We start from the raw sequence: 17,404 nt of genomic DNA on the forward strand, positions 1-17,404 counted from the left end.
TCAGTTCCCCTCAGATTTGACATGCCGAGATTGACCCACCCGCCTTAATGCCGCGTGAAGCCGGGTCTTGTTAGTCAGTCGCATTTTCCTATATTCCGGCGGACCGAAAGGGATTCCCGATGGCACTTGATGGCAACCTGAACTCGCTGGGCCTTGCGAAGGCACCGGAAGACACCCGCGTCGTCGTGGCGATGTCGGGCGGCGTGGATTCGTCCGTCGTCGCCGCAGAACTCGCGCGCGAAGGCTATGACGTGGTTGGCGTGACGCTGCAGCTGTACGACCACGGCGCGGCGCTGGCGAAGAAGGGCGCGTGCTGCGCGGGTATCGACATTCACGACGCCCGCCGCGTGGCAGAAGAGATGGGGTTTCCCCATTACGTCCTCGACTACGAGAACATCTTCAAGGACGCGGTGATCGACGAGTTCGCCGACAGCTATCTGGCGGGCGCCACACCGGTCCCCTGCATCCGCTGCAACGAGCGGGTGAAGTTCAAGGACCTGCTGGAAACGGCGAAGGATCTTGACGCCGACTGCATGGCGACCGGCCATTACATCCAGCGCAAGATGGGCGCCAACGGGCCGGAACTGCATATGGCCGCCGATCCGGCGCGGGATCAAAGCTATTTCCTGTTCTCGACCACGCCGGAACAGCTGTCGTTCCTGCGCTTCCCGCTGGGCCACCTCGTGTCCAAGGCCGAAACGCGGGCGCTTGCGTCGAAGCACGGGCTGGCGGTGGCGGACAAGCCCGACAGTCAGGACATCTGCTTCGTGCCCGACGGCAACTATGCCAGCGTGATCGAGAAGCTGCGGCCGGGTGCTGCCGAGCCGGGCGAGATCGTCCACGCCGACGGCCGCGTTCTGGGAGAGCACCGGGGCGTGATCCACTACACCATCGGCCAGCGCCGGGGGCTGGGGATCGGCGGGCTGGACGAACCGCTGTACGTGGTAAAGCTCGATGTCGACGCTCACCGCGTCGTCGTCGGTCCGAAAGAGATGCTTGCCACCCGCACCGTCCCGGTACGCGAGATCAACTGGCTGGGTGACGAACCCTTCACCAGCCGTCCGGAATGGCGCCTGTCGGTGAAACTTCGCTCCACCCGCCCCCCGCGCGAGGCGGTGATCCGCCCGCTGTCGGACACCACCGCCGAGGTGGAACTGGTCGCGGCCGAGGAAGGCGTGTCTCCCGGACAGGCCTGCGTCTTCTACGCGAACGAGGGCAGCCGGGTGTTCGGCGGCGGCTGGATCTGGCGGGGCTACTAGGCCCCGCTTTTACGCGCCCTGCTGCGCCGCGATCAGGCGGATGCGCTCGATCATCGCCCGCAGGCCGTTGGAGCGCTGCGCCGACAGGTGGTCGTTCAGCCCCAACCGGCCCAGTTCGGCGGCGGCGTCGACCTTCATCACCTCGCGCAGCGTCAGCCCGGTATAAAGCGCCTTCAGGATCGCGATCAGCCCCCGCACGATCATCGCGTCGCTGTCGCCGCGAAAGCGGAACACGGCGTCCGGCCCCTCGCCCTCGACCTCGGGCACGATCCAAACCTGGCTGGCGCAGCCCTCGACCTTGGTGGCGGGCACGCGGAAGGCGTCTTCCAGCGGGTCCATCGCCTTGCCCATGTCGATGACGTGGCGATAGCGGTCTTCCCAGTCGTCGAGAAAGTCGAAGGTGTCGGCGATGTCCTCGAATTCCGGCGTGGCCATGCGTGAAGTCCTTTCCAGCGTTAGCGCCGAGGTAAGGGTCCATCGTGCAAAGGTAAAGGTGCTGCAGGCTTTTCAACGGGCCTTGATTGGGATAACCGGGAATGGGGCAGATACAGGGGTCGACATGCCGGCGAGACTGGTGATTTTCATGGTTCTGGGACTTTCGGTTGCCGGATGCGGCTCGATGTCTGAATCGCGGCTGAACCCGGCGAACTGGTTCGGCGGCTCGGAAACGGTGGAAGCCGACACCAGCAACCCCTATCGGGACCCCCGCCCCCTGATCGACGAGGTCACCGAGCTGCGGCTTGAGAAGATCCCCGGCGGCGCCATCGTGCGGGCGACGGGCATCGCCTCGCGGCAGGGCTATTACGACGGCGAACTGGTTCTGGGGAACGGCGGCGTCGTGGTCGACGGGGTGCTGGCGTTCCAGTTCCGTGTCAGTCCGCCGGTCAGCGCCACGCGGGTCTCGACCGAGCGGTCGCGCGAAATCATCGTGGGGCAGTTCCTGTCGGATCAGGACCTGTCACAGGTCCGCACCATTCAGGTGAACGGCGCCACCAACGCGCTGGTCGTGCGCCGCCGCTAGGACTTGCACCTGAGCCGGACATCCGGCGCCGCCCGCATCCGCAGGCGGCGATCCGGTTTTACAGTTCGATAACGCCGACCTTCTCGCCCTTCACGGCAAGACCGATCTTGCCGTCGCACAGGCGCAGCGCATCCTCGCCGAACACCTTGCGGCGCCAGCCCTTCAGCGACAGCCCGTCCCGCTGCCCGGCGGCCAGCGCGTCGAGGTCCGAGGCGGTGGCGATCAGCTTCTGCGCCACACCGGCGTCGTCGGCCTTGGCCTTCAGCAGCACGCGCAGCATGTCCGCCAGCGCCGGGTTCACCTGAAGCGAGTCGCGCCGGGTGTCGGGTTCCGGATGATCGTCGCGGGGAGCTTCCATGCCGGCTTTGACCGCCGCAAGGATGCCGTCGGCGATGTCGCCCTTCCGCGCCTCGCGCAGCAGCAGCCGTGACCGGCTGAGATCCTGCGCCGACTGCGGCTTGGTCGAGGCCAGTTCCAGCAGCGCATCGTCCTTGTAGACGCGGTTGCGCGGGATGTTGCGGGACTGGGCGTATTCCTCGCGGAACCGGGCCAGCTCGCGCACCACGGCAAGGAACTTGCCGGACTGGGTGCGGGTCTTGATCCGTTTCCACGCATCCTCGGGATGGACCACGTAGGTCGCGGGATCGGTCAGCACCTGAAGCTCTTCCTCGACCCATGCCTTGCGGCCGGACTTCTGCAGCTGGGTGTTCAGGTACTCGTAAATCAGACGCAGATGCGTGACGTCGGCCAGCGCGTATTTCTTCTGCGCGTCGGTCAGCGGACGGCGCGACCAGTCGGTAAAGCGCGAGGTCTTGTCCAGCGGCTGCTTGGCAATCTTGCGGACCAGCGTCTCGTAGCCTACCTGTTCGCCGAAGCCGCAGACCATCGCGGCGACCTGCGTGTCGAACAGCGGCTCGGGGATCACCCCGCCGTCGATGTAGAATATCTCGAGATCCTGCCGCGCGGCGTGGAACACCTTTACGACGCCCGCGTCTTTCATCAGTTCGTAAAGCGGCGCCAGCGAGAGCCCCTCGACCAGCGGATCGACGAGAACGGCGTCGTCTTCGTCATCGCCGGGAATGGCCAGCTGGACCAGGCAGAGTTTCGAGTAATAGGTGCGTTCGCGCAGAAATTCCGTGTCTACCGTCACGTAGGGCGCGCGCGCCGCGCGTTCACAGAATTCCTGAAGCGCCTCGGTCGTGGTCAGTGTTTTCATGCTCGCAGGCTGTTTTCCCTAGTGTTTTACCATGTTTTCCGCCCAACCTCCCGCGTGATACGCCTGTCTTGCGGCAATGAAAAGCCTTTGCGGAAACTTGGACCGTTTCGCGCAAGGGCGCGCGACAACGAAGGGCTTCGCGCCCGATCACGGGGCGGTTGCGAAACGGATCAGAGGTCCAGACGGCTTCGGTCGCCCGCCGCGAACCGGCGCAGAACGGCCGGATACAGCAGGTGTTCCATGGTCAAGACGCGCGCCGCCAGGGTTTCCGGCGTGTCACCCGGTTCGACCGGCACCCGCGCCTGGCCAAGGATCGGACCGTCGTCCAGTTCCGCCGTCACCTCGTGAACCGTGCAGCCGTGCCACTGATCGCCCGCCTCCAGCGCGCGTGCGTGGGTGTGCAGGCCCTTGTACTTGGGCAGCAGCGACGGGTGGATGTTCAGCATCCGGCCCTCGTAGGCCTGAATGAACCCGGCGGTGAGGATGCGCATGAAGCCCGCAAGGCACAGGATGTCGGGCTGGGCGGCGTCGATCTTCTCGCGCAGGGCCGCCTCGAAAGCCGGGCGGTCGCCCTTGAACGGGCGGTGATCGACGGCAAAGGTCTCGATCCCCATCTCGGCGGCCTTCACGAGACCGCCGGCCTGCGGGTCATTCGAGCCCACCAGCACGGCGCGCGCCGGGTGGTCGCCTGTCATGCTTTCGACGAGGCGGACCATGTTGGACCCGCCGCCCGAGACAAGAATGGCGACGCGTTTCACAGAAGCGCGCCGGTGTAGCGGACCCCCTCGCCCGGCTCGACCGAGCCCAGCACACTGACGGTCTCGCCCGCTTCGGCCAGCAGTGCGGCCAGCGGCTCTGCCCGGTCGGCGGCGACGACGACGATCATGCCGATCCCGGCGTTGAAGGTCTTCAGCAGTTCGGCCTGCTCCATGCCGCCCGTCTCTGCCAGCCAGCGGAACACCGGGGGAAGCTGCCACGACGCCAGGTCGATGGTCGCGCCCATGCCCTCGGGCAGGACGCGCGGCAGGTTCTCGGTCAGGCCGCCGCCTGTGATGTGCGCCAGGCCATGCACGCCGCCCGCACGGATCGCGGAGAGCGCGGGCTTCACGTACAGGCGCGTCGGCGCCAGCAGCGCCTCTCCAAGTGTGCCGTCCGAGAACGGCGAGGCGGCGTCCCAGCCAAGACCCGCCAGTTCGACGATCTTGCGCACCAGCGAGTAGCCGTTGGAATGAACCCCGTCCGAGCCGAGGCCCAGCAGCACGTCGCCCTCGCCCACACCGGCGGGCAGTTCGGTGCCACGCTCCATCGCGCCCACCGAGAAACCGGCAAGGTCGAAATCGTCCTTGGCGTACATGCCCGGCATTTCGGCGGTCTCGCCGCCGATCAGCGCGCAGCCGCTGGCGCGGCAGCCCGCGGCGATGCCCTCGACGATGCGCGCGGCGCTGTCGACGTCCAGCTTGCCGGTCGCGAAGTAGTCGAGGAAGAACAGCGGCTCGGCGCCCTGGCAGACAAGGTCGTTCACGCACATGGCGACAAGGTCGATGCCGATGGTGTCGACATTGCCGGTGTCGATGGCGATCCGCAGCTTGGTGCCCACCCCGTCGGTGGCCGCCACCAGCACCGGATCGTCGTACCCGGCCGCCTTCAGGTCGAACAGCCCGCCAAAGCCGCCCAGCCCCGCCATCACGCCAGCGCGGTCGGTGGATTTCGCGGCCGGTTTGATGCGATCGACAAGAGCGTTGCCCGCGTCGATGTCCACGCCTGCCTGGCTGTAGGTGATCCCGTTCTTGGTCATGTCTCGGCCCCGTCGCTAGTTGGCGCACGCGATAGACCAGCCGCAAGGGCAAGTCCATCCCGGTGCTTGCGTTCGCCGCCTCCGCGCGGCATTCCGAGGGCTGAGGCACCGGAAAGGGCGACGATGATCTACGAGAACGCGCAGGACTGGCAGGCGGCGGACCACCGGCGGGTGCTGCTGTTCGGGATGTCGGGCCTTGGCAAGACCCACGTGTCCAACCTTCTGCGCGACGCCGGAAGCTGGTTCCACTACTCGATCGATTACCGCATCGGCACCCGCTATATGGGCGAGCACATCGCCGACAACGCCAAGCGCCATGCGATGCAGGTGCCGTTCCTGCGCGACCTGCTGATGACCGACTCGATCTACATCGGGTCCAACATCACCTTCAACAACCTCGCGCCGCTGTCCGCCTATCTCGGCAAGCCCGGCGATCCGGCGAAAGGCGGCCTGCCCTTCGACGAATACATGGTGCGGCAGGAACAGCACCGCGTGGCCGAGATCGGCGCTCTGCTGGACACGCCGCGTTTCATCGACCGGTCCATCGACATCTACGGCTATCCGCATTTCGTCTGCGACAGCGGCGGCTCGATCTGCGAGGTGGTCGATCCGTGGAACCCTGACGACGAGATCCTGAACACGCTGGCGTCGGAAACGCTGATGGTCTGGATCAAGGGCACCGAGGCGCATACCGAGGAACTGGTGCGCCGCTTCGACCGCGCGCCGAAGCCGATGTATTACCAGCCCGAGTTCCTGCACGACGCATGGGAGCAATACGGCCGCGAGACCGGCCTTGCGGAAGATGCGGTCGATCCCGACACCTTCGTGCGCTGGGCCTATGCCCGTGCGCTGGCCCACCGCCAGCCGCGCTACGAGGCGATGGCGAAGGGCTGGGGCGTGACCGTCAGTGCCGAGGACGTGGCCAATGTGCGCGATGCCGACGGCTTTGTCGCGCTGATTGCCCGCGCCCTTGAGACCAGATGAATTCGCCTATATCTGTCGCACCTTTGATACGCATATCCAGGTAGCCGCAATGCCCATCACCCTTCCGTCAGACCTGCCCGCCTTCGAGGTTCTGAACCGTGAGGGCGTCATGGTCATGTCCGATATCGCGGCCGCCAAGCAGGATATCCGCCCGCTGCGCATCGGGCTGCTGAACCTGATGCCCAAGAAGATCCAGACCGAGATCCAGTTCTCGCGGCTGATCGGCTCGACCCCGTTGCAGATCGACCTGCAACTGATCCGCATGACCGAGCACCAGACCCGGAACACCGCGGCCGAGCACATGGAGACCTTCTATCGCCCTTTCCAAGAGGTGAAGGACGAGAAGTTCGACGGCCTGATCATCACCGGCGCGCCGATCGAGCACCTGCCCTTCGAGGACGTCACCTATTGGGACGAACTGGTCGAGGTGATGGACTGGACCCAGACCAACGTACACTCCACCTTCGGCGTCTGCTGGGGCGGAATGGCGCTGTTGTGGCATTTCTGGAAGGTGCGCAAACACATGCTGGACGCCAAGGCGTTCGGCTGCTTCCTGCACCGCAACATCACGCCCGCCTCGCCCTATCTGCGCGGCTTTTCCGACGCGTTCCTGGTGCCGGTCAGCCGCTGGACCGAGATCCGGCAGGACGAGATCGACGAACACCCCGACCTGGTGACGCTCTTGGGGTCCGACCAGACCGGGCCCTGCCTGATCCAGGATCAGAAGCACCGCGGGCTCTATATCTTCAACCACCTCGAATACGACAGTGGCACGCTGAAGGAAGAGTACGACCGGGATGTCGCGGCGGGCGGCGAGATCACCCTGCCCCTGAACTACTTCCCCGATGACGACCCAAGCCAGAAGCCGACCAATCGCTGGCGCAGCCACGCGCACCTGCTGTACGGCAACTGGATCAACGAGATCTACCAGACCACACCGTTCGACAGTGCGCAGATTGGCCGCCGCTAGCATTGCCCTGATCGCGGCGCTGGGCCTTGCGGCCTGTGCCGGGATCGACCGGCGCGCCGCCCGCAAGGAGGTGCTGGCCGAAGCGAACCATCCGCCCGAGGGTCAGTTCGTCGAGGTTGCCGGACGGCAGGTCCACGTTGTGATCGACGGCCTGCCGGAAGGCGCCGGCCCCGATCTCGTGCTGATCCACGGCGCCAGCGGCAACGCGCGCGATTTCACCTTCCGCTTCGTCGATGCCGTGAAAGACCGCTACCGCGTGCTGGTCTTCGACCGCCCCGGCCTTGGCTACACCGACCGCGTATCGGACAGCTTCGGCGGCGCCGCGAACACCCGCGCCGAAAGCCCGGCGGAACAGGCCCGGCTGCTGCAGGCAGCCGCTTTGGCGCTGGGCGCCGAAACGCCCATCGTGCTGGGCCAGTCCTATGGCGGCGCGGTGGCGCTGGCCTGGGCGCTGGAGCGGCCCGACAATGTCTCTGGTCTCGTGATCGTGTCCGGCGCGTCCGAGCCGTGGCCGGGCCAGCTTGCGCCGCAATACCCCATCGTGGCCTCCTCGGTCGGCGGCACTTCGATCCCGCCGGTGCTGGCCGCGTTTTTGCCAAACGACCGCGCCGCGCTGTCCCTGTCGGCGATCTTCGCCCCCCAGTCCGCCCCCGATGGCTATGCCGAGCACATCGGCATCGGGCTGGCCTTGCGGCGCGAAACGATGCGCGCCAATGTGCGCCAGATCAACAGCTTGAAGCCGCATCTTAAGGTGATGTCCGAAGGGTATGGCGGCATCGACATCCCGGTCGAGATCATCCATGGCACCGCCGACACCATCGTCCCGATCGACGTCCATTCCGAGGTGCTGGTCGAACAGCTTCCCGACGCCCTTCTGACGCGCCTGCCCGGTGTCGGCCACATGCCGCATCACGTGGCGCAGGACGAGGTCATCTTCGTCCTCGACCGCCTGACCCGGCGCGCCGGATTGCGTTGACGCCCGCATTCGCGATACTGCGGGTGTAGATGTGAACGAGGTGAACATGTCCCTTCCCTTCGACGGCGCAATCAGCCGCTACTTCGAGAAAGAGGCGCCCAAGGCCGTCCGCGACGAGATCCTCGCCCACGAGGGAAAGACGGTGCTGGACGACGACTACCCGTATGACAAGCGGTTGGACCGCGAGGAATACGAGGACACGCTCGAGGCGCTGCAACTGGAACTCGCCAAGTTTCAGGCCGATGTGAAAGCCACCGGCAAGCGTGTCGTCGTCGTGTTCGAGGGGCGCGACGCCGCCGGCAAGGGCGGCTCGATCAAGCGCTTCCGCGAGAACCTGAACCCCCGCGTCGCCCGCGTCGTCGCGCTGCCGAAACCCACGGATCGCGAGCGCGGCCAGTGGTACTTTCAGCGCTACGTCGAACAGCTGCCCACCGATGGCGAAATCGTCCTGTTCGACCGCTCGTGGTACAACCGGGGCGTGGTCGAGAAGGTCTTCGGCTTTTGCACCGACCCCGAACGCGAACGCTTTTTCCAGCAGCTTCCGGCTTTCGAGGCGATGTTGCAGCAGGAAGGCATCCAACTGGTGAAGCTGTGGCTGAACGTCGGTCGCGCCGAACAGCTGCGCCGGTTCCTCGACCGCGAGAAAGATCCGCTCAAACAGTGGAAGCTGTCGACCATCGACGTCGAGGGTCTGAAGAAGTGGGACGAATATACCGACGCCATCGGCGAGACGCTGAAGCGCAGCCATACCGTGCAGGGCCCGTGGACGGTGATCCGCGCCGACGACAAGCGCCGCGCCCGCATCGCCGCGATCCGCGCGGTGCTGTCCAAGGCGATGTACGCGGGCAAGAAGGAAAAGGTCGCCTGCGACCCCGATCCGGCCATCTGCGGGGGTCCCGAACTCTGGAATGGCTAAACGCGGCTATCACCACGGCGACCTGCGCCGGGCCCTTCTGGATGCGGCGCTGAAGCTGATCGAGGAGAAAGGCCCAAGCGGGTTCACCCTGTCCGAAGCCGCCAAGCAGGCGGGCGTCACCCCCGCCGCCGTCTACCGCCATTTCGAAGGCCGCGAGGACCTGATCGCCGAGGCCGCGCTACAGGGGTTCGAGATCTTCTCGGACCTGATGGACTATGCGTTCGAAAGCGGCCAGCCCTCGGCGCTGGCCTCGTTCGAGGCGACGGGCCGCGCCTATCTCGCCTTCGCGAAGAAATACCCGGGCCACTACATCGCGATGTTCGAAAGCGGCATCTCGATCAACCGCAGCCCCGAACTCGCCCACGCCGCCAACCGCGCCAATACGGTGCTGGAACGCGCCGCGGCGGTGTTGTCGGAACATATCCCGCCCGACCGCCGCCCGCCGGCGGCGATGTTCTCGGCGCATATCTGGGCGATGAGCCACGGGGTCGTCGAGCTATACGCGCGGGGCGCCGCCGGTCGAAGGTCGCCCTTCCCGCCCGAGGAACTGCTGGAAGCGGGCATCGGCATCTACCTGCGCGGCCTCGGTCTGGTGCCGCCCGACAGCTAGGGCGTCAGTCGGGCAGACGCTCGTAGACGATCAGCAAGTCCGTCTCGCGCACCCGCTTCAGCCGGGGGTCCGCGTCCAGCAGCCGCACGAACAGGTCGTGACGGTCGCTTTGCCAGATCTGCGAGGACATCGCCAGATCGCCCGGCTGCAACCGCGCGACCTCGTCCGGCAGGTCGTTGACGTCCACGTAGCTTGGCAGCCGCTGCACCCGCGCCCGGTTCATCAGCGATGGCGTGATCGGGTCGAAGGCAAGGATGCCGGTCCTGCTGTCGGGCCGATAGCGCTGCAACTCGTGCCACAGCGCCAGCTCTTTCGGGTTCGGGAAGTCCATGATGATCCCGGTGATCGAGCGGTGGCTCAGCATCCCGAGGTTCAGCATCAGGACGGTCATCGCCATCGCCGGAAGCCACGCCCTTGGCAGTTCCGACCGCACCAGCGGCAGCGCCCGGTTCAGCCCGTGGATCACGGCCGCCATGAGGAACACGCCCGACATGTCGTCATAGTGGTACCCCATGTTCAACTGGCGGAAATAGTTCACCGACAGGTTCAGTCCGATCAGCGGCAGCACCGGGATCAGCGCGCGCCACGCGAACAGCGGCAGCCCGGCGGACACCACCAGCAGCAGCCCAAGGTACTCAAGCTTCTTCAGCGGCAGGTCCATCGGGCCGATCCGGTCCAGATGGCCCCAGCTTTCGTCCTGAAACGTCGGCATCACCACCTTGAACACCACGGCGGCGGCAATCGCCGACACCCCCGCTACCAGCAGCATCATCCGCCAGCGCCCCAGCACGAAGCCCGCGTACAGCCCCAGCGACAGCCCCGCCAGCGCACCGTTTTCCTTGCACAGGCAAATCGCCGCGAAGCAGCCCCAGAACGTCAGGTCGCGCCGGTCATGCAGCGCGATCAGCGCCAGCACGATCAACGGCGCTGTCAGGGTCGAGGGGTGAAAGTCGAACATCAGCGCGCTGTTCAACGGCTTGCTGAAGATCCCCAGCAGGATCACGAAGGCCAGCACGCCCCGGTTCGCCGCAAGGTCCGGCGACAGGATGCGCCGCGCCAGCGGGATCAGAAGCAGGTAGTAGATCCCGACCGCCAGCCCCTGCACCGCCACCAGCCACAGCGCGGTGGGCTGGATCCAGTACAGCGGCACGAACAGGAACATGACCGGCGAGAAATGCTCGCCCATGTGCATCCGGTTCAGCACGCTGGAATGGTAGAACTCGCCGAACACCGTGTTCCAGACGAGGTTGGCGTAGATCGTGGTGTCGTAAGTGCCCAGATCGAAGGTGTAGTACTGGATCACCTTGGCATTCACGCACAACAGCACCAGCAGCACCGCCAGACCCTGCGCCAGCCGCCGCTCCCGCAGGCTGCCGGGCTCCGGCCAACGCCGCCGCAGGGCACCGATAATCGCTTTCGTCATGCACAGCCTCGCCGCCGTCAACCTCCGCGATAGCAACGCCGCCCGAGCCTGTCCAGCGACCCGCGCCAGCCGCGGCGAACCCGGCGGAAACCCGTCATGCATTTCGGCCATTGACCTTCCCTCACGGTCACGTCAACGTCGTGTGATCCGTTGGAGGAGGACGGAGGCCATGCCCGAAGCGCCAGTGCTTGAGTACGCCTGTACGCTTAGGGTCGAACTCGCACCGATCCGAGAAATGGGGTCGGGGCGCTTCGGGCAGCGCCGCATCATTCCCATCACCGGCGGCACCGTGACCGGGCCGCAGCTGAACGGCCGGATCCTGAACCTCGGGGCCGACTGGCAGACGATACAGGCCGACGGCGCCGCGCATCTCGACACCCGCTACGCGTTCGAGACCGACGACGGCGCGCTGATCGAGATCGTCAATATCGGCACCCGCCACGGCCCCCCCGACGTGATCGCGAAACTCGCCCGCGGCGAAGAGGTCGATCCGGCGGATTACTACATGCGCACCATCGCCCGGCTCGAAACCGGCGACCCGCGCCACGCCTGGGTCAACAACACGCTGTTCGTGGGCACCGGCAAGCGGCTGGCCGACGCGGTGCAGGTGGATCTCTTCGCCGTCGCCTAGGCGCGGGCCCTGATTGTCTTCGGTCCAAAATATCCTGGGGGGAGCGCCGCAGGCGCGGGGGGCAAAGCCCCCTCTTGCCGCACCCCAACAGCAAAAGGCCCCCAAAGCAAAAGGGCCGCCCAACCGGACGGCCCTTCGCGAAAATTCTGTGAAACGCTTAACGCTTCGAGAACTGGAAGCTGCGGCGGGCTTTCGCGCGGCCGTATTTCTTCCGCTCGACGACGCGGCTGTCGCGGGTCAGGAAGCCCGCGGCTTTCAGCGCCGGGCGCAGCGTCGGATCGTACAGCTGCAGCGCTTTCGAGATGCCGTGCTTGACCGCACCGGCCTGACCCGAAAGACCACCGCCCTTGACGGTCGCCTGCACGTCGAACTGGCCGTCGACGCCCGCAACGGTGAACGGCTGCTTCAGGATCATCTGAAGAACCGGACGCGCGAAGTAGACGTTGATCTCTTTGCCGTTGACGGTCACCTTGCCGGAGCCCGGCTTGATCCAGACACGGGCAACCGCGTCCTTCCGCTTGCCGGTGGCATAGGAGCGGCCCAGTTCGTCACGGACGGGGTCGCGGTTGATGACCTCTTCGGTCTCGACGGCGGGCGCGGTGCCTTCGGCAACCTGGCCCAGCTCTTCCAGCGAGTTGACTTGCTCGGCCATTACGCGGTCCTCGTGTTCTTCTTGTTCATCGACTTGACGTCCAGAACCTCGGGGTTCTGAGCCTCGTGCGGATGCTCGGCGCCGGCGTAGACACGCAGGTTGGTCATCTGCTGGCGCGACAGGCGGTTGCCCGGCAGCATGCGCTTGATCGCGGCGGTCACGACACGCTCGGGGTGCGCACCTTCCAGGATCTCTTCAGCGGTCCGGGACTTGATGCCGCCGGGGTGGCCGGTGTGACGGTAGTACGTCTTCTCGGCGCGTTTTTTCCCGGTCATCTGCACCTTGTCGGCGTTGATGATGATAACGTTGTCGCCCATGTCCATGGACGGGGTGAAGGTCGCCTTGTGCTTGCCGCGCAGGCGCATCGCCACGATCGAAGCAAGACGGCCCAGAACCACGCCCTCGGCGTCGATCAGGATCCATTTCTTGTCGATATCCGCAGGCGTCGCGGTATAGGTCTTCATATCGGAACCTCGGTTACGGATGTGGAGCGGGCCATGGCCCGCCCCGGAATTCGGATTGCGCGGTTATACACGCACCGATTTCCCAGTCAACGGCAGTTTGCCCGATAAAACCTATGTAAAACAGTGCCTTGCAATTATGGTATTATTATACCCCACTATCAGACGCTGATCTGCTCCGGCGGATTGTCCAGAAGCTCGCGCAGTTTCTGCATCGCGCCTTCGAAGCGCGCCAGCCCGTGCCGGGCGTTGACCGAGATCCGCACCGCATGGGGCGCCCGCCCGTCGCGCAGGACGAACTCGTCGGCGGCGCGCACCTGCACCCCCGCGGCTTCGGCTCTCTGGCAGAACGCTCCCGCGCGCCAGCCGGACGGCAGGCCGAGGTAGAGGAACGGCACGTCCTCGCGCCATGTCAGGTCGTGACCGCCCAGCACGTTGACGGCGGCGCGTACATAGTCGTTCATGGTCCGCCGCGCCTCGTCGATCAGCCGGTTCAGCTTTGGCGAATGCAGCAGTTCCACCGTCAGATCCGCCAGCGGCGCCGAGATGCCGAAGAACCCGTGTTCCGCCGCACGGCGCAGCCCGGCCCCGCGGCCCGGAGGCGCGACGGCGAACCCGATCCGCAGCGCAGGCGTCAGGTGTTTGGACAGCGAGGTGACATACCACCCCTGCCCCGGCAGCAGCGCCCGATACGGTCGCCCGACCGGTGTCCCAAGGCGATAGCAGTCGTCCTCGACCAGTTGCAGCCCGGTGCGGCGGGCCACATCGACGATCTCCAGCCGCCGCCATTCCGGCGTACACAGGGTCGTCGGGTTGTGGACCTCGGGCGAGGTGCACAGCAGTTGCGCCCCATGCCGGCGCACCGCTTCCTCCAGCGCGCCCGGGATAATGCCGTGCTCGTCCATCGGCACCGCGACCGGTTTCGCGCGCAGCAGGTCGGCGGCCCGGCGGAAGCCGGGATACAGCATCTCTTCCACAAGGATCACCGGTTCGGGCCCGCTGAGGATCGCCTGCATCGTCAGCAGGATCGCGTGCTGGCCGCCATGCGCCGGCACCACGTCCGGCGCGTCCAGCGGGCCGAGATGGGCCGAAGCAAGCCACCGGATCGCGGCATCCCGCAACGGCGTGGCGACGCGGCTGGGATAGTCCAGCATGTCCGACACACCGCCCTCTTGTCCGACCTTCACCATCAACTCGCGGATCAAGGCCACCTGCCCCACGTCCGGCAGGCTGGGACCGTACAGGCGCATCGGGCCGTCGGGCATCGCCTCGGCCGCGGGCTTTCGGCGCTCTGCCACGAAGGTGCCGCGTCCGACGGCGGCCTGCAGAAGACCCTCGTCCGTCAGTTCGGTATAGGCCCGCGCCACGGTCCCCGGCGTGATCCCGAGCGTCCACGCCAATTCGCGGACCGGAGGCAGCTTTTGCCCCGCCGTCAGCGCGCCCGCGTGCACCCCGTCACGGATCGCCTCGGCGACGGCCGCGTACTTCGGACCGGCACGTCCCTCAAGGCTCGGCTGCCAAATTGTATCCATTACAATCTTTCCCTCGACTTGGTACACGCGCGATTGTACTCAATACACAGTGGCAACATCGCCCGATTGTGTCAATACAATTCGAAAGGACATCCCATGGCACAAGCTCACTCGAACGACGCCCTCGGCTATCTCTCCCGCCGTCCCCTGCCGCCGTTTTCGGCCGCGGCCCTGCGCTTCGTGGTGATGCTGGTGAAATGGGACGAGCGCCGCCGAACCCGCCGCTCGCTCGGGACACTCGATCCGCATCTGCTGGATGATATCGGGGTGACCCGTGGCGAGGCCCGGACAGAGGCCGAGCGCCCCTTCTGGAAGGACTGACGGCCCGCGCCGACGATACGGTGGCCGCCGGCTTTCTACTCTCCCCTGTCTGGTGGCCCCACTTGGGGCGGGTCCCGTCCCGCCCCTTTTTTGTTGCCCGAGCTTCTTGCTGAAGCCGGTGGGCAAAGCGATTTCCAAAGCGCTTTCGGTTAGCGCTATCGTTCGTTACGCAGCGTCACGCTGACGTCGTAAATTAAACCCCAAAAAATGTCTTGATCGACTCGACGCATGCCCTTAGATGCCCGCCACGAGCGAGGGACCGATCCCAACTTACGGGCAGCGAAGGCTGCCACGGGGGGGCGCTAAGGAACCTCTGGATTCAATCTGCTGGCTAGAAGGGGACGTGCCATGGACGGCGCCAACCTCTTCCAACTGGGGATCGGTCTGGAGACAGGCGCCCACGAGGAAGATTCGTGTGTCCGCATTGCGGGCGCAACCGAAACGACCATTGAACGCGACGTTTTCGACGAAGACCGCGAGGATCACTTCATCCGCCGTGATGGCCGGGTGTTCGCCGGGACCCACCTGATTATCGAGGTGGTCGACGGTACCGGGCTGGACGACGAAGCCCGGATCCAGCAGGCCTTCCGCGACTGCGTGGACGAATGCGGCGCGACGCTGCTGCACATCCACACTCACAAGTTCTCGCCGCAGGGCGTGAGTGGGGTGGCGGTGCTGGCCGAAAGCCACATCTCGGTCCACACCTGGCCGGAGATCGGCTATGGCGCGTTCGATGTGTTCATGTGCGGCGATGCCCAGCCCTGGCGGGCGGTCGACGTGCTGAAACAGGCGTTCGACACGCCCGACGTCCGGGTGAAGGAACTGCTGCGCGGGGACGGGCTGGTCGAAGACGCCGCCTGAGCCGCAAAGCTTCGACGCAAGACCATTCAGAGACGCTCCTGTCGCACTCACGGGACGGAGCACGGGGTATCTGGGGTTACCCCGATCAGGCCACGCGTTGCGATTTGACGCGTGGCCGCCGCGGCCCGAGGGCCGCGAAGGGCGGGATGAGCGCTGCTTGCCATCGCGCCATAACGACCAGAGCGCCGGAAAGGCGACGGACAGAGCGCCAGCAAGGCGCCGACACGGGCGCGCGGGGATGACGCGCCCGACGCAACCTTGAGAGACGGGAAAACCCGCGCAAGGGACAGGCACAGGGTCGCCTGGCCACCGGTTCTGACCGGGTGGCCGGGCGGCCCTTTCCTTTTTCAGGCCTCTTTACCACCCACGGACGCCAGCGCGCGCGACAGCACATCGTCCACCCGCGCCGACGCTTCGAGGCGTCCTGCCAGCACCTCGGCCACGGGCTGCCATGCGGCCTCGTACACGTCGTCGCGCGGCTCGGGCGTTCCCCCGCGCCATTGGCACAGGATCGCCACCAGCAGGTAATGGTGCTGCACCGCGCCGTCCGCGTCGCGCACGATGGTGTCGAGGTTGTCCAGCCAGCCCACGGCCTCAGCCCGAACGCCGGTCTCTTCGTGCAACTCGCGCACCGCGGCCTCGGCCACCGTCTCGCCCCACTCGACGTGACCGCCGGGATAGCCCCACAGCCCCGCATCCGGCGGATTGCGCCGGCGCACCAGCAGCACCTCTGCATCGCGCAGCACGACCGCGAGCGCGGCGAGTTTCGGTCGTCTGTCCATGCGCCCTGCTTACCCCGCCGCGCCGCCCTGCGAAATCGCCGATTCCGCCCCCGACCCGGCCTTGCCGGTTGACTTCCGCGCCGCCCGGCGCAACAGACCCGCAAAACACATGGGAGTTCCTATGACCGACATGACCGGATGGAGCGTCGAGCGTCTGCACGCCGACCACGCCCAGGCCCTGCGCGAGGAGCAGGTCCTTTACGACAACGAAACCGACCACCAGCGCCTGCGGGTGTTCGAGAACCCGACCTTCGGCCGCATCCTGACGCTGGACGGCGTGGTGCAGGTCACCGAGGGCGACAATTTCATCTACCACGAGATGATGTCCCACGTGCCGATCCTCGCCCACGGCGACGCCCGGCGGGTCCTGATCATCGGCGGCGGCGATGGCGGCATGGCGAAGACGGTGCTGAAGCACAATTCGGTGCAACACCTGACCATGGTCGAGATCGACGCGGGCGTGGTGGAGTTCTCGAAGCAATACCTGCCGAACATCTCTGACGGCGCGTTCGACGACCCGCGGCTGGAGCTTGTCATCACCGACGGCGCCGACTTCATGCGCGAGACGGAAGGCGGCTACGACGTCATCATCATCGACTCGACCGATCCCGTCGGTCCGGGCGAAGTGCTGTTCACCGACCATTTCTACGGCCACGCCCACCGCGCCCTGAGCCCCGAGGGAATCCTCGTCACCCAGAACGGCGTGCCCTTCCTGCAGGGCGGCGAACTGACCAACACGATGCGCGCCTTCAAGGAACTGTTCCGCGACTGGACCTGCTACACCGCGACGGTCCCCACCTATGCCGGCGGTCCGATGGCCTTTGGCTGGGGCACCGACGGCAAGGCGCGGCACACCGACATCGATACCCTGCGCGAACGCTTCGAAGCCGCGGAGATCGAAACCGACTATTACACCCCCGACGTCCACCGCGGCGCCTTCGCGCTGCCGCCCTACATCGCGCGGCTGATGCCCTGACCAAAGGTGCGAGGGGCC

Annotated in this window: 20 protein-coding genes; 11 read left to right on the forward strand and 9 right to left on the reverse strand. The window is 66.1% G+C overall.

Going from position 1 to position 17,404, the window contains the following annotated elements; genetic code table 11:
- Window positions 1-119 precede the first annotated feature (119 nt).
- Window positions 120-1,259 (forward strand): tRNA 2-thiouridine(34) synthase MnmA, encoded by a 1,140-nt coding sequence (mnmA, locus tag ACP156_RS07560; protein WP_425050657.1) that lies wholly within the window; start codon window positions 120-122, stop codon window positions 1,257-1,259.
- Between the two features lie 9 nt (window positions 1,260-1,268).
- Here mnmA and ACP156_RS07565 read toward each other — a convergent pair whose 3' ends face one another.
- Window positions 1,269-1,694, reverse strand: a complete 426-nt coding sequence (locus ACP156_RS07565) for a SufE family protein (RefSeq protein ID WP_425050658.1) — start codon at window positions 1,692-1,694, stop codon at window positions 1,269-1,271.
- A gap of 124 nt (window positions 1,695-1,818) precedes the next feature.
- On the opposite strand from ACP156_RS07565, the gene ACP156_RS07570 reads away from it, so the two are divergent.
- Complete coding sequence (locus tag ACP156_RS07570) at window positions 1,819-2,280, forward strand: hypothetical protein (RefSeq protein WP_425050659.1); 462 nt, start codon at window positions 1,819-1,821, stop codon at window positions 2,278-2,280.
- A 58-nt stretch (window positions 2,281-2,338) separates the two neighbouring features.
- Here the strand turns inward: ACP156_RS07570 and rnd are convergent, their stop codons facing one another.
- The 3 genes from rnd to purM all read right to left on the reverse strand — a co-directional run bounded on the left by rnd (window position 2,339) and on the right by purM (window position 5,291).
- Window positions 2,339-3,496 carry a ribonuclease D gene (gene rnd, locus ACP156_RS07575; protein WP_425050660.1) on the reverse strand — a complete coding sequence of 386 codons (1,158 nt, stop codon included), beginning with the start codon at window positions 3,494-3,496 and terminating at the stop codon, window positions 2,339-2,341.
- 170 nt (window positions 3,497-3,666) lie between these two features.
- On the reverse strand, window positions 3,667-4,254 hold the full coding sequence (gene purN, locus ACP156_RS07580) for a phosphoribosylglycinamide formyltransferase (RefSeq protein ID WP_425050661.1): 588 nt from the start codon (window positions 4,252-4,254) through the stop codon (window positions 3,667-3,669).
- A complete protein-coding gene (gene purM, locus ACP156_RS07585; RefSeq protein ID WP_425050662.1) occupies window positions 4,251-5,291 on the reverse strand; it encodes a phosphoribosylformylglycinamidine cyclo-ligase in 1,041 nt (346 codons plus the stop codon). The genes purN and purM overlap by 4 nt, the downstream gene beginning before the upstream one ends.
- A gap of 123 nt (window positions 5,292-5,414) precedes the next feature.
- Here purM and ACP156_RS07590 point away from each other — a divergent pair, with 123 nt between their 5' ends.
- Genes ACP156_RS07590 through ACP156_RS07610 form a run of 5 tightly spaced genes read left to right on the forward strand, consistent with a single transcriptional unit; the run spans window position 5,415 to window position 9,747 of the window.
- Window positions 5,415-6,275: an ATPase gene (locus tag ACP156_RS07590; protein WP_425050663.1), complete on the forward strand. Its 861-nt coding sequence runs from the start codon at window positions 5,415-5,417 to the stop codon at window positions 6,273-6,275.
- A 49-nt stretch (window positions 6,276-6,324) separates the two neighbouring features.
- Window positions 6,325-7,245 carry a homoserine O-acetyltransferase MetA gene (gene metA, locus ACP156_RS07595; RefSeq protein WP_425050664.1) on the forward strand — a complete coding sequence of 307 codons (921 nt, stop codon included), beginning with the start codon at window positions 6,325-6,327 and terminating at the stop codon, window positions 7,243-7,245.
- Window positions 7,232-8,221: an alpha/beta fold hydrolase gene (locus tag ACP156_RS07600; protein WP_425050665.1), complete on the forward strand. Its 990-nt coding sequence runs from the start codon at window positions 7,232-7,234 to the stop codon at window positions 8,219-8,221. The genes metA and ACP156_RS07600 overlap by 14 nt, the downstream gene beginning before the upstream one ends.
- Window positions 8,222-8,267: 46 nt before the next feature.
- A complete protein-coding gene (gene ppk2 / locus ACP156_RS07605; protein ID WP_425050666.1) occupies window positions 8,268-9,137 on the forward strand; it encodes a polyphosphate kinase 2 in 870 nt (289 codons plus the stop codon).
- Entirely contained in the window at window positions 9,130-9,747 is a 618-nt protein-coding gene (locus tag ACP156_RS07610; protein ID WP_425050667.1) for a TetR/AcrR family transcriptional regulator, read from the forward strand. The genes ppk2 and ACP156_RS07610 overlap by 8 nt, the downstream gene beginning before the upstream one ends.
- A gap of 4 nt (window positions 9,748-9,751) precedes the next feature.
- Here the strand turns inward: ACP156_RS07610 and ACP156_RS07615 are convergent, their stop codons facing one another.
- On the reverse strand, window positions 9,752-11,170 hold the full coding sequence (locus ACP156_RS07615) for a DUF2079 domain-containing protein (RefSeq protein WP_425050668.1): 1,419 nt from the start codon (window positions 11,168-11,170) through the stop codon (window positions 9,752-9,754).
- A 169-nt stretch (window positions 11,171-11,339) separates the two neighbouring features.
- On the opposite strand from ACP156_RS07615, the gene ACP156_RS07620 reads away from it, so the two are divergent.
- A complete protein-coding gene (locus ACP156_RS07620) occupies window positions 11,340-11,801 on the forward strand; it encodes a DUF3237 domain-containing protein (RefSeq protein ID WP_425050669.1) in 462 nt (153 codons plus the stop codon).
- Window positions 11,802-11,958: 157 nt separating this feature from the next.
- On the opposite strand, the gene rpsI is transcribed toward ACP156_RS07620, so the two are convergent.
- From rpsI to ACP156_RS07635, 3 genes are all read right to left on the reverse strand, one after another.
- On the reverse strand, window positions 11,959-12,453 hold the full coding sequence (gene rpsI, locus ACP156_RS07625; RefSeq protein WP_425050670.1) for a 30S ribosomal protein S9: 495 nt from the start codon (window positions 12,451-12,453) through the stop codon (window positions 11,959-11,961).
- The gene (gene rplM, locus ACP156_RS07630; RefSeq protein ID WP_425050671.1) at window positions 12,453-12,917 is read right to left on the reverse strand and encodes a 50S ribosomal protein L13; all 465 of its coding nucleotides are present in this window, start codon (window positions 12,915-12,917) and stop codon (window positions 12,453-12,455) included. The genes rpsI and rplM overlap by 1 nt, the downstream gene beginning before the upstream one ends.
- 158 nt (window positions 12,918-13,075) lie before the next feature.
- Window positions 13,076-14,446 carry a PLP-dependent aminotransferase family protein gene (locus ACP156_RS07635; RefSeq protein ID WP_425050672.1) on the reverse strand — a complete coding sequence of 457 codons (1,371 nt, stop codon included), beginning with the start codon at window positions 14,444-14,446 and terminating at the stop codon, window positions 13,076-13,078.
- Window positions 14,447-14,542: 96 nt separating this feature from the next.
- Between ACP156_RS07635 and ACP156_RS07640 the strand changes: the two genes are divergently transcribed.
- Together ACP156_RS07640 and speD are read left to right on the forward strand one after the other, a co-directional pair.
- Window positions 14,543-14,767, forward strand: coding sequence for a DUF1127 domain-containing protein (locus tag ACP156_RS07640; protein WP_425050673.1), 225 nt, complete (start codon window positions 14,543-14,545; stop codon window positions 14,765-14,767).
- 348 nt (window positions 14,768-15,115) lie between these two features.
- Window positions 15,116-15,628 carry an adenosylmethionine decarboxylase gene (gene speD / locus ACP156_RS07645; RefSeq protein ID WP_425050674.1) on the forward strand — a complete coding sequence of 171 codons (513 nt, stop codon included), beginning with the start codon at window positions 15,116-15,118 and terminating at the stop codon, window positions 15,626-15,628.
- A gap of 347 nt (window positions 15,629-15,975) precedes the next feature.
- Here speD and ACP156_RS07650 read toward each other — a convergent pair whose 3' ends face one another.
- Entirely contained in the window at window positions 15,976-16,410 is a 435-nt protein-coding gene (locus ACP156_RS07650) for an NUDIX hydrolase (protein ID WP_425050675.1), read from the reverse strand.
- A 121-nt stretch (window positions 16,411-16,531) separates the two neighbouring features.
- Here ACP156_RS07650 and speE point away from each other — a divergent pair, with 121 nt between their 5' ends.
- Entirely contained in the window at window positions 16,532-17,386 is an 855-nt protein-coding gene (speE, locus tag ACP156_RS07655; protein ID WP_425050676.1) for a polyamine aminopropyltransferase, read from the forward strand.
- Window positions 17,387-17,404 lie beyond the last annotated feature (18 nt).

This window comes from Psychromarinibacter sp. S121, assembly GCF_049801035.1.
GTDB lineage: Bacteria > Pseudomonadota > Alphaproteobacteria > Rhodobacterales > Rhodobacteraceae > Psychromarinibacter.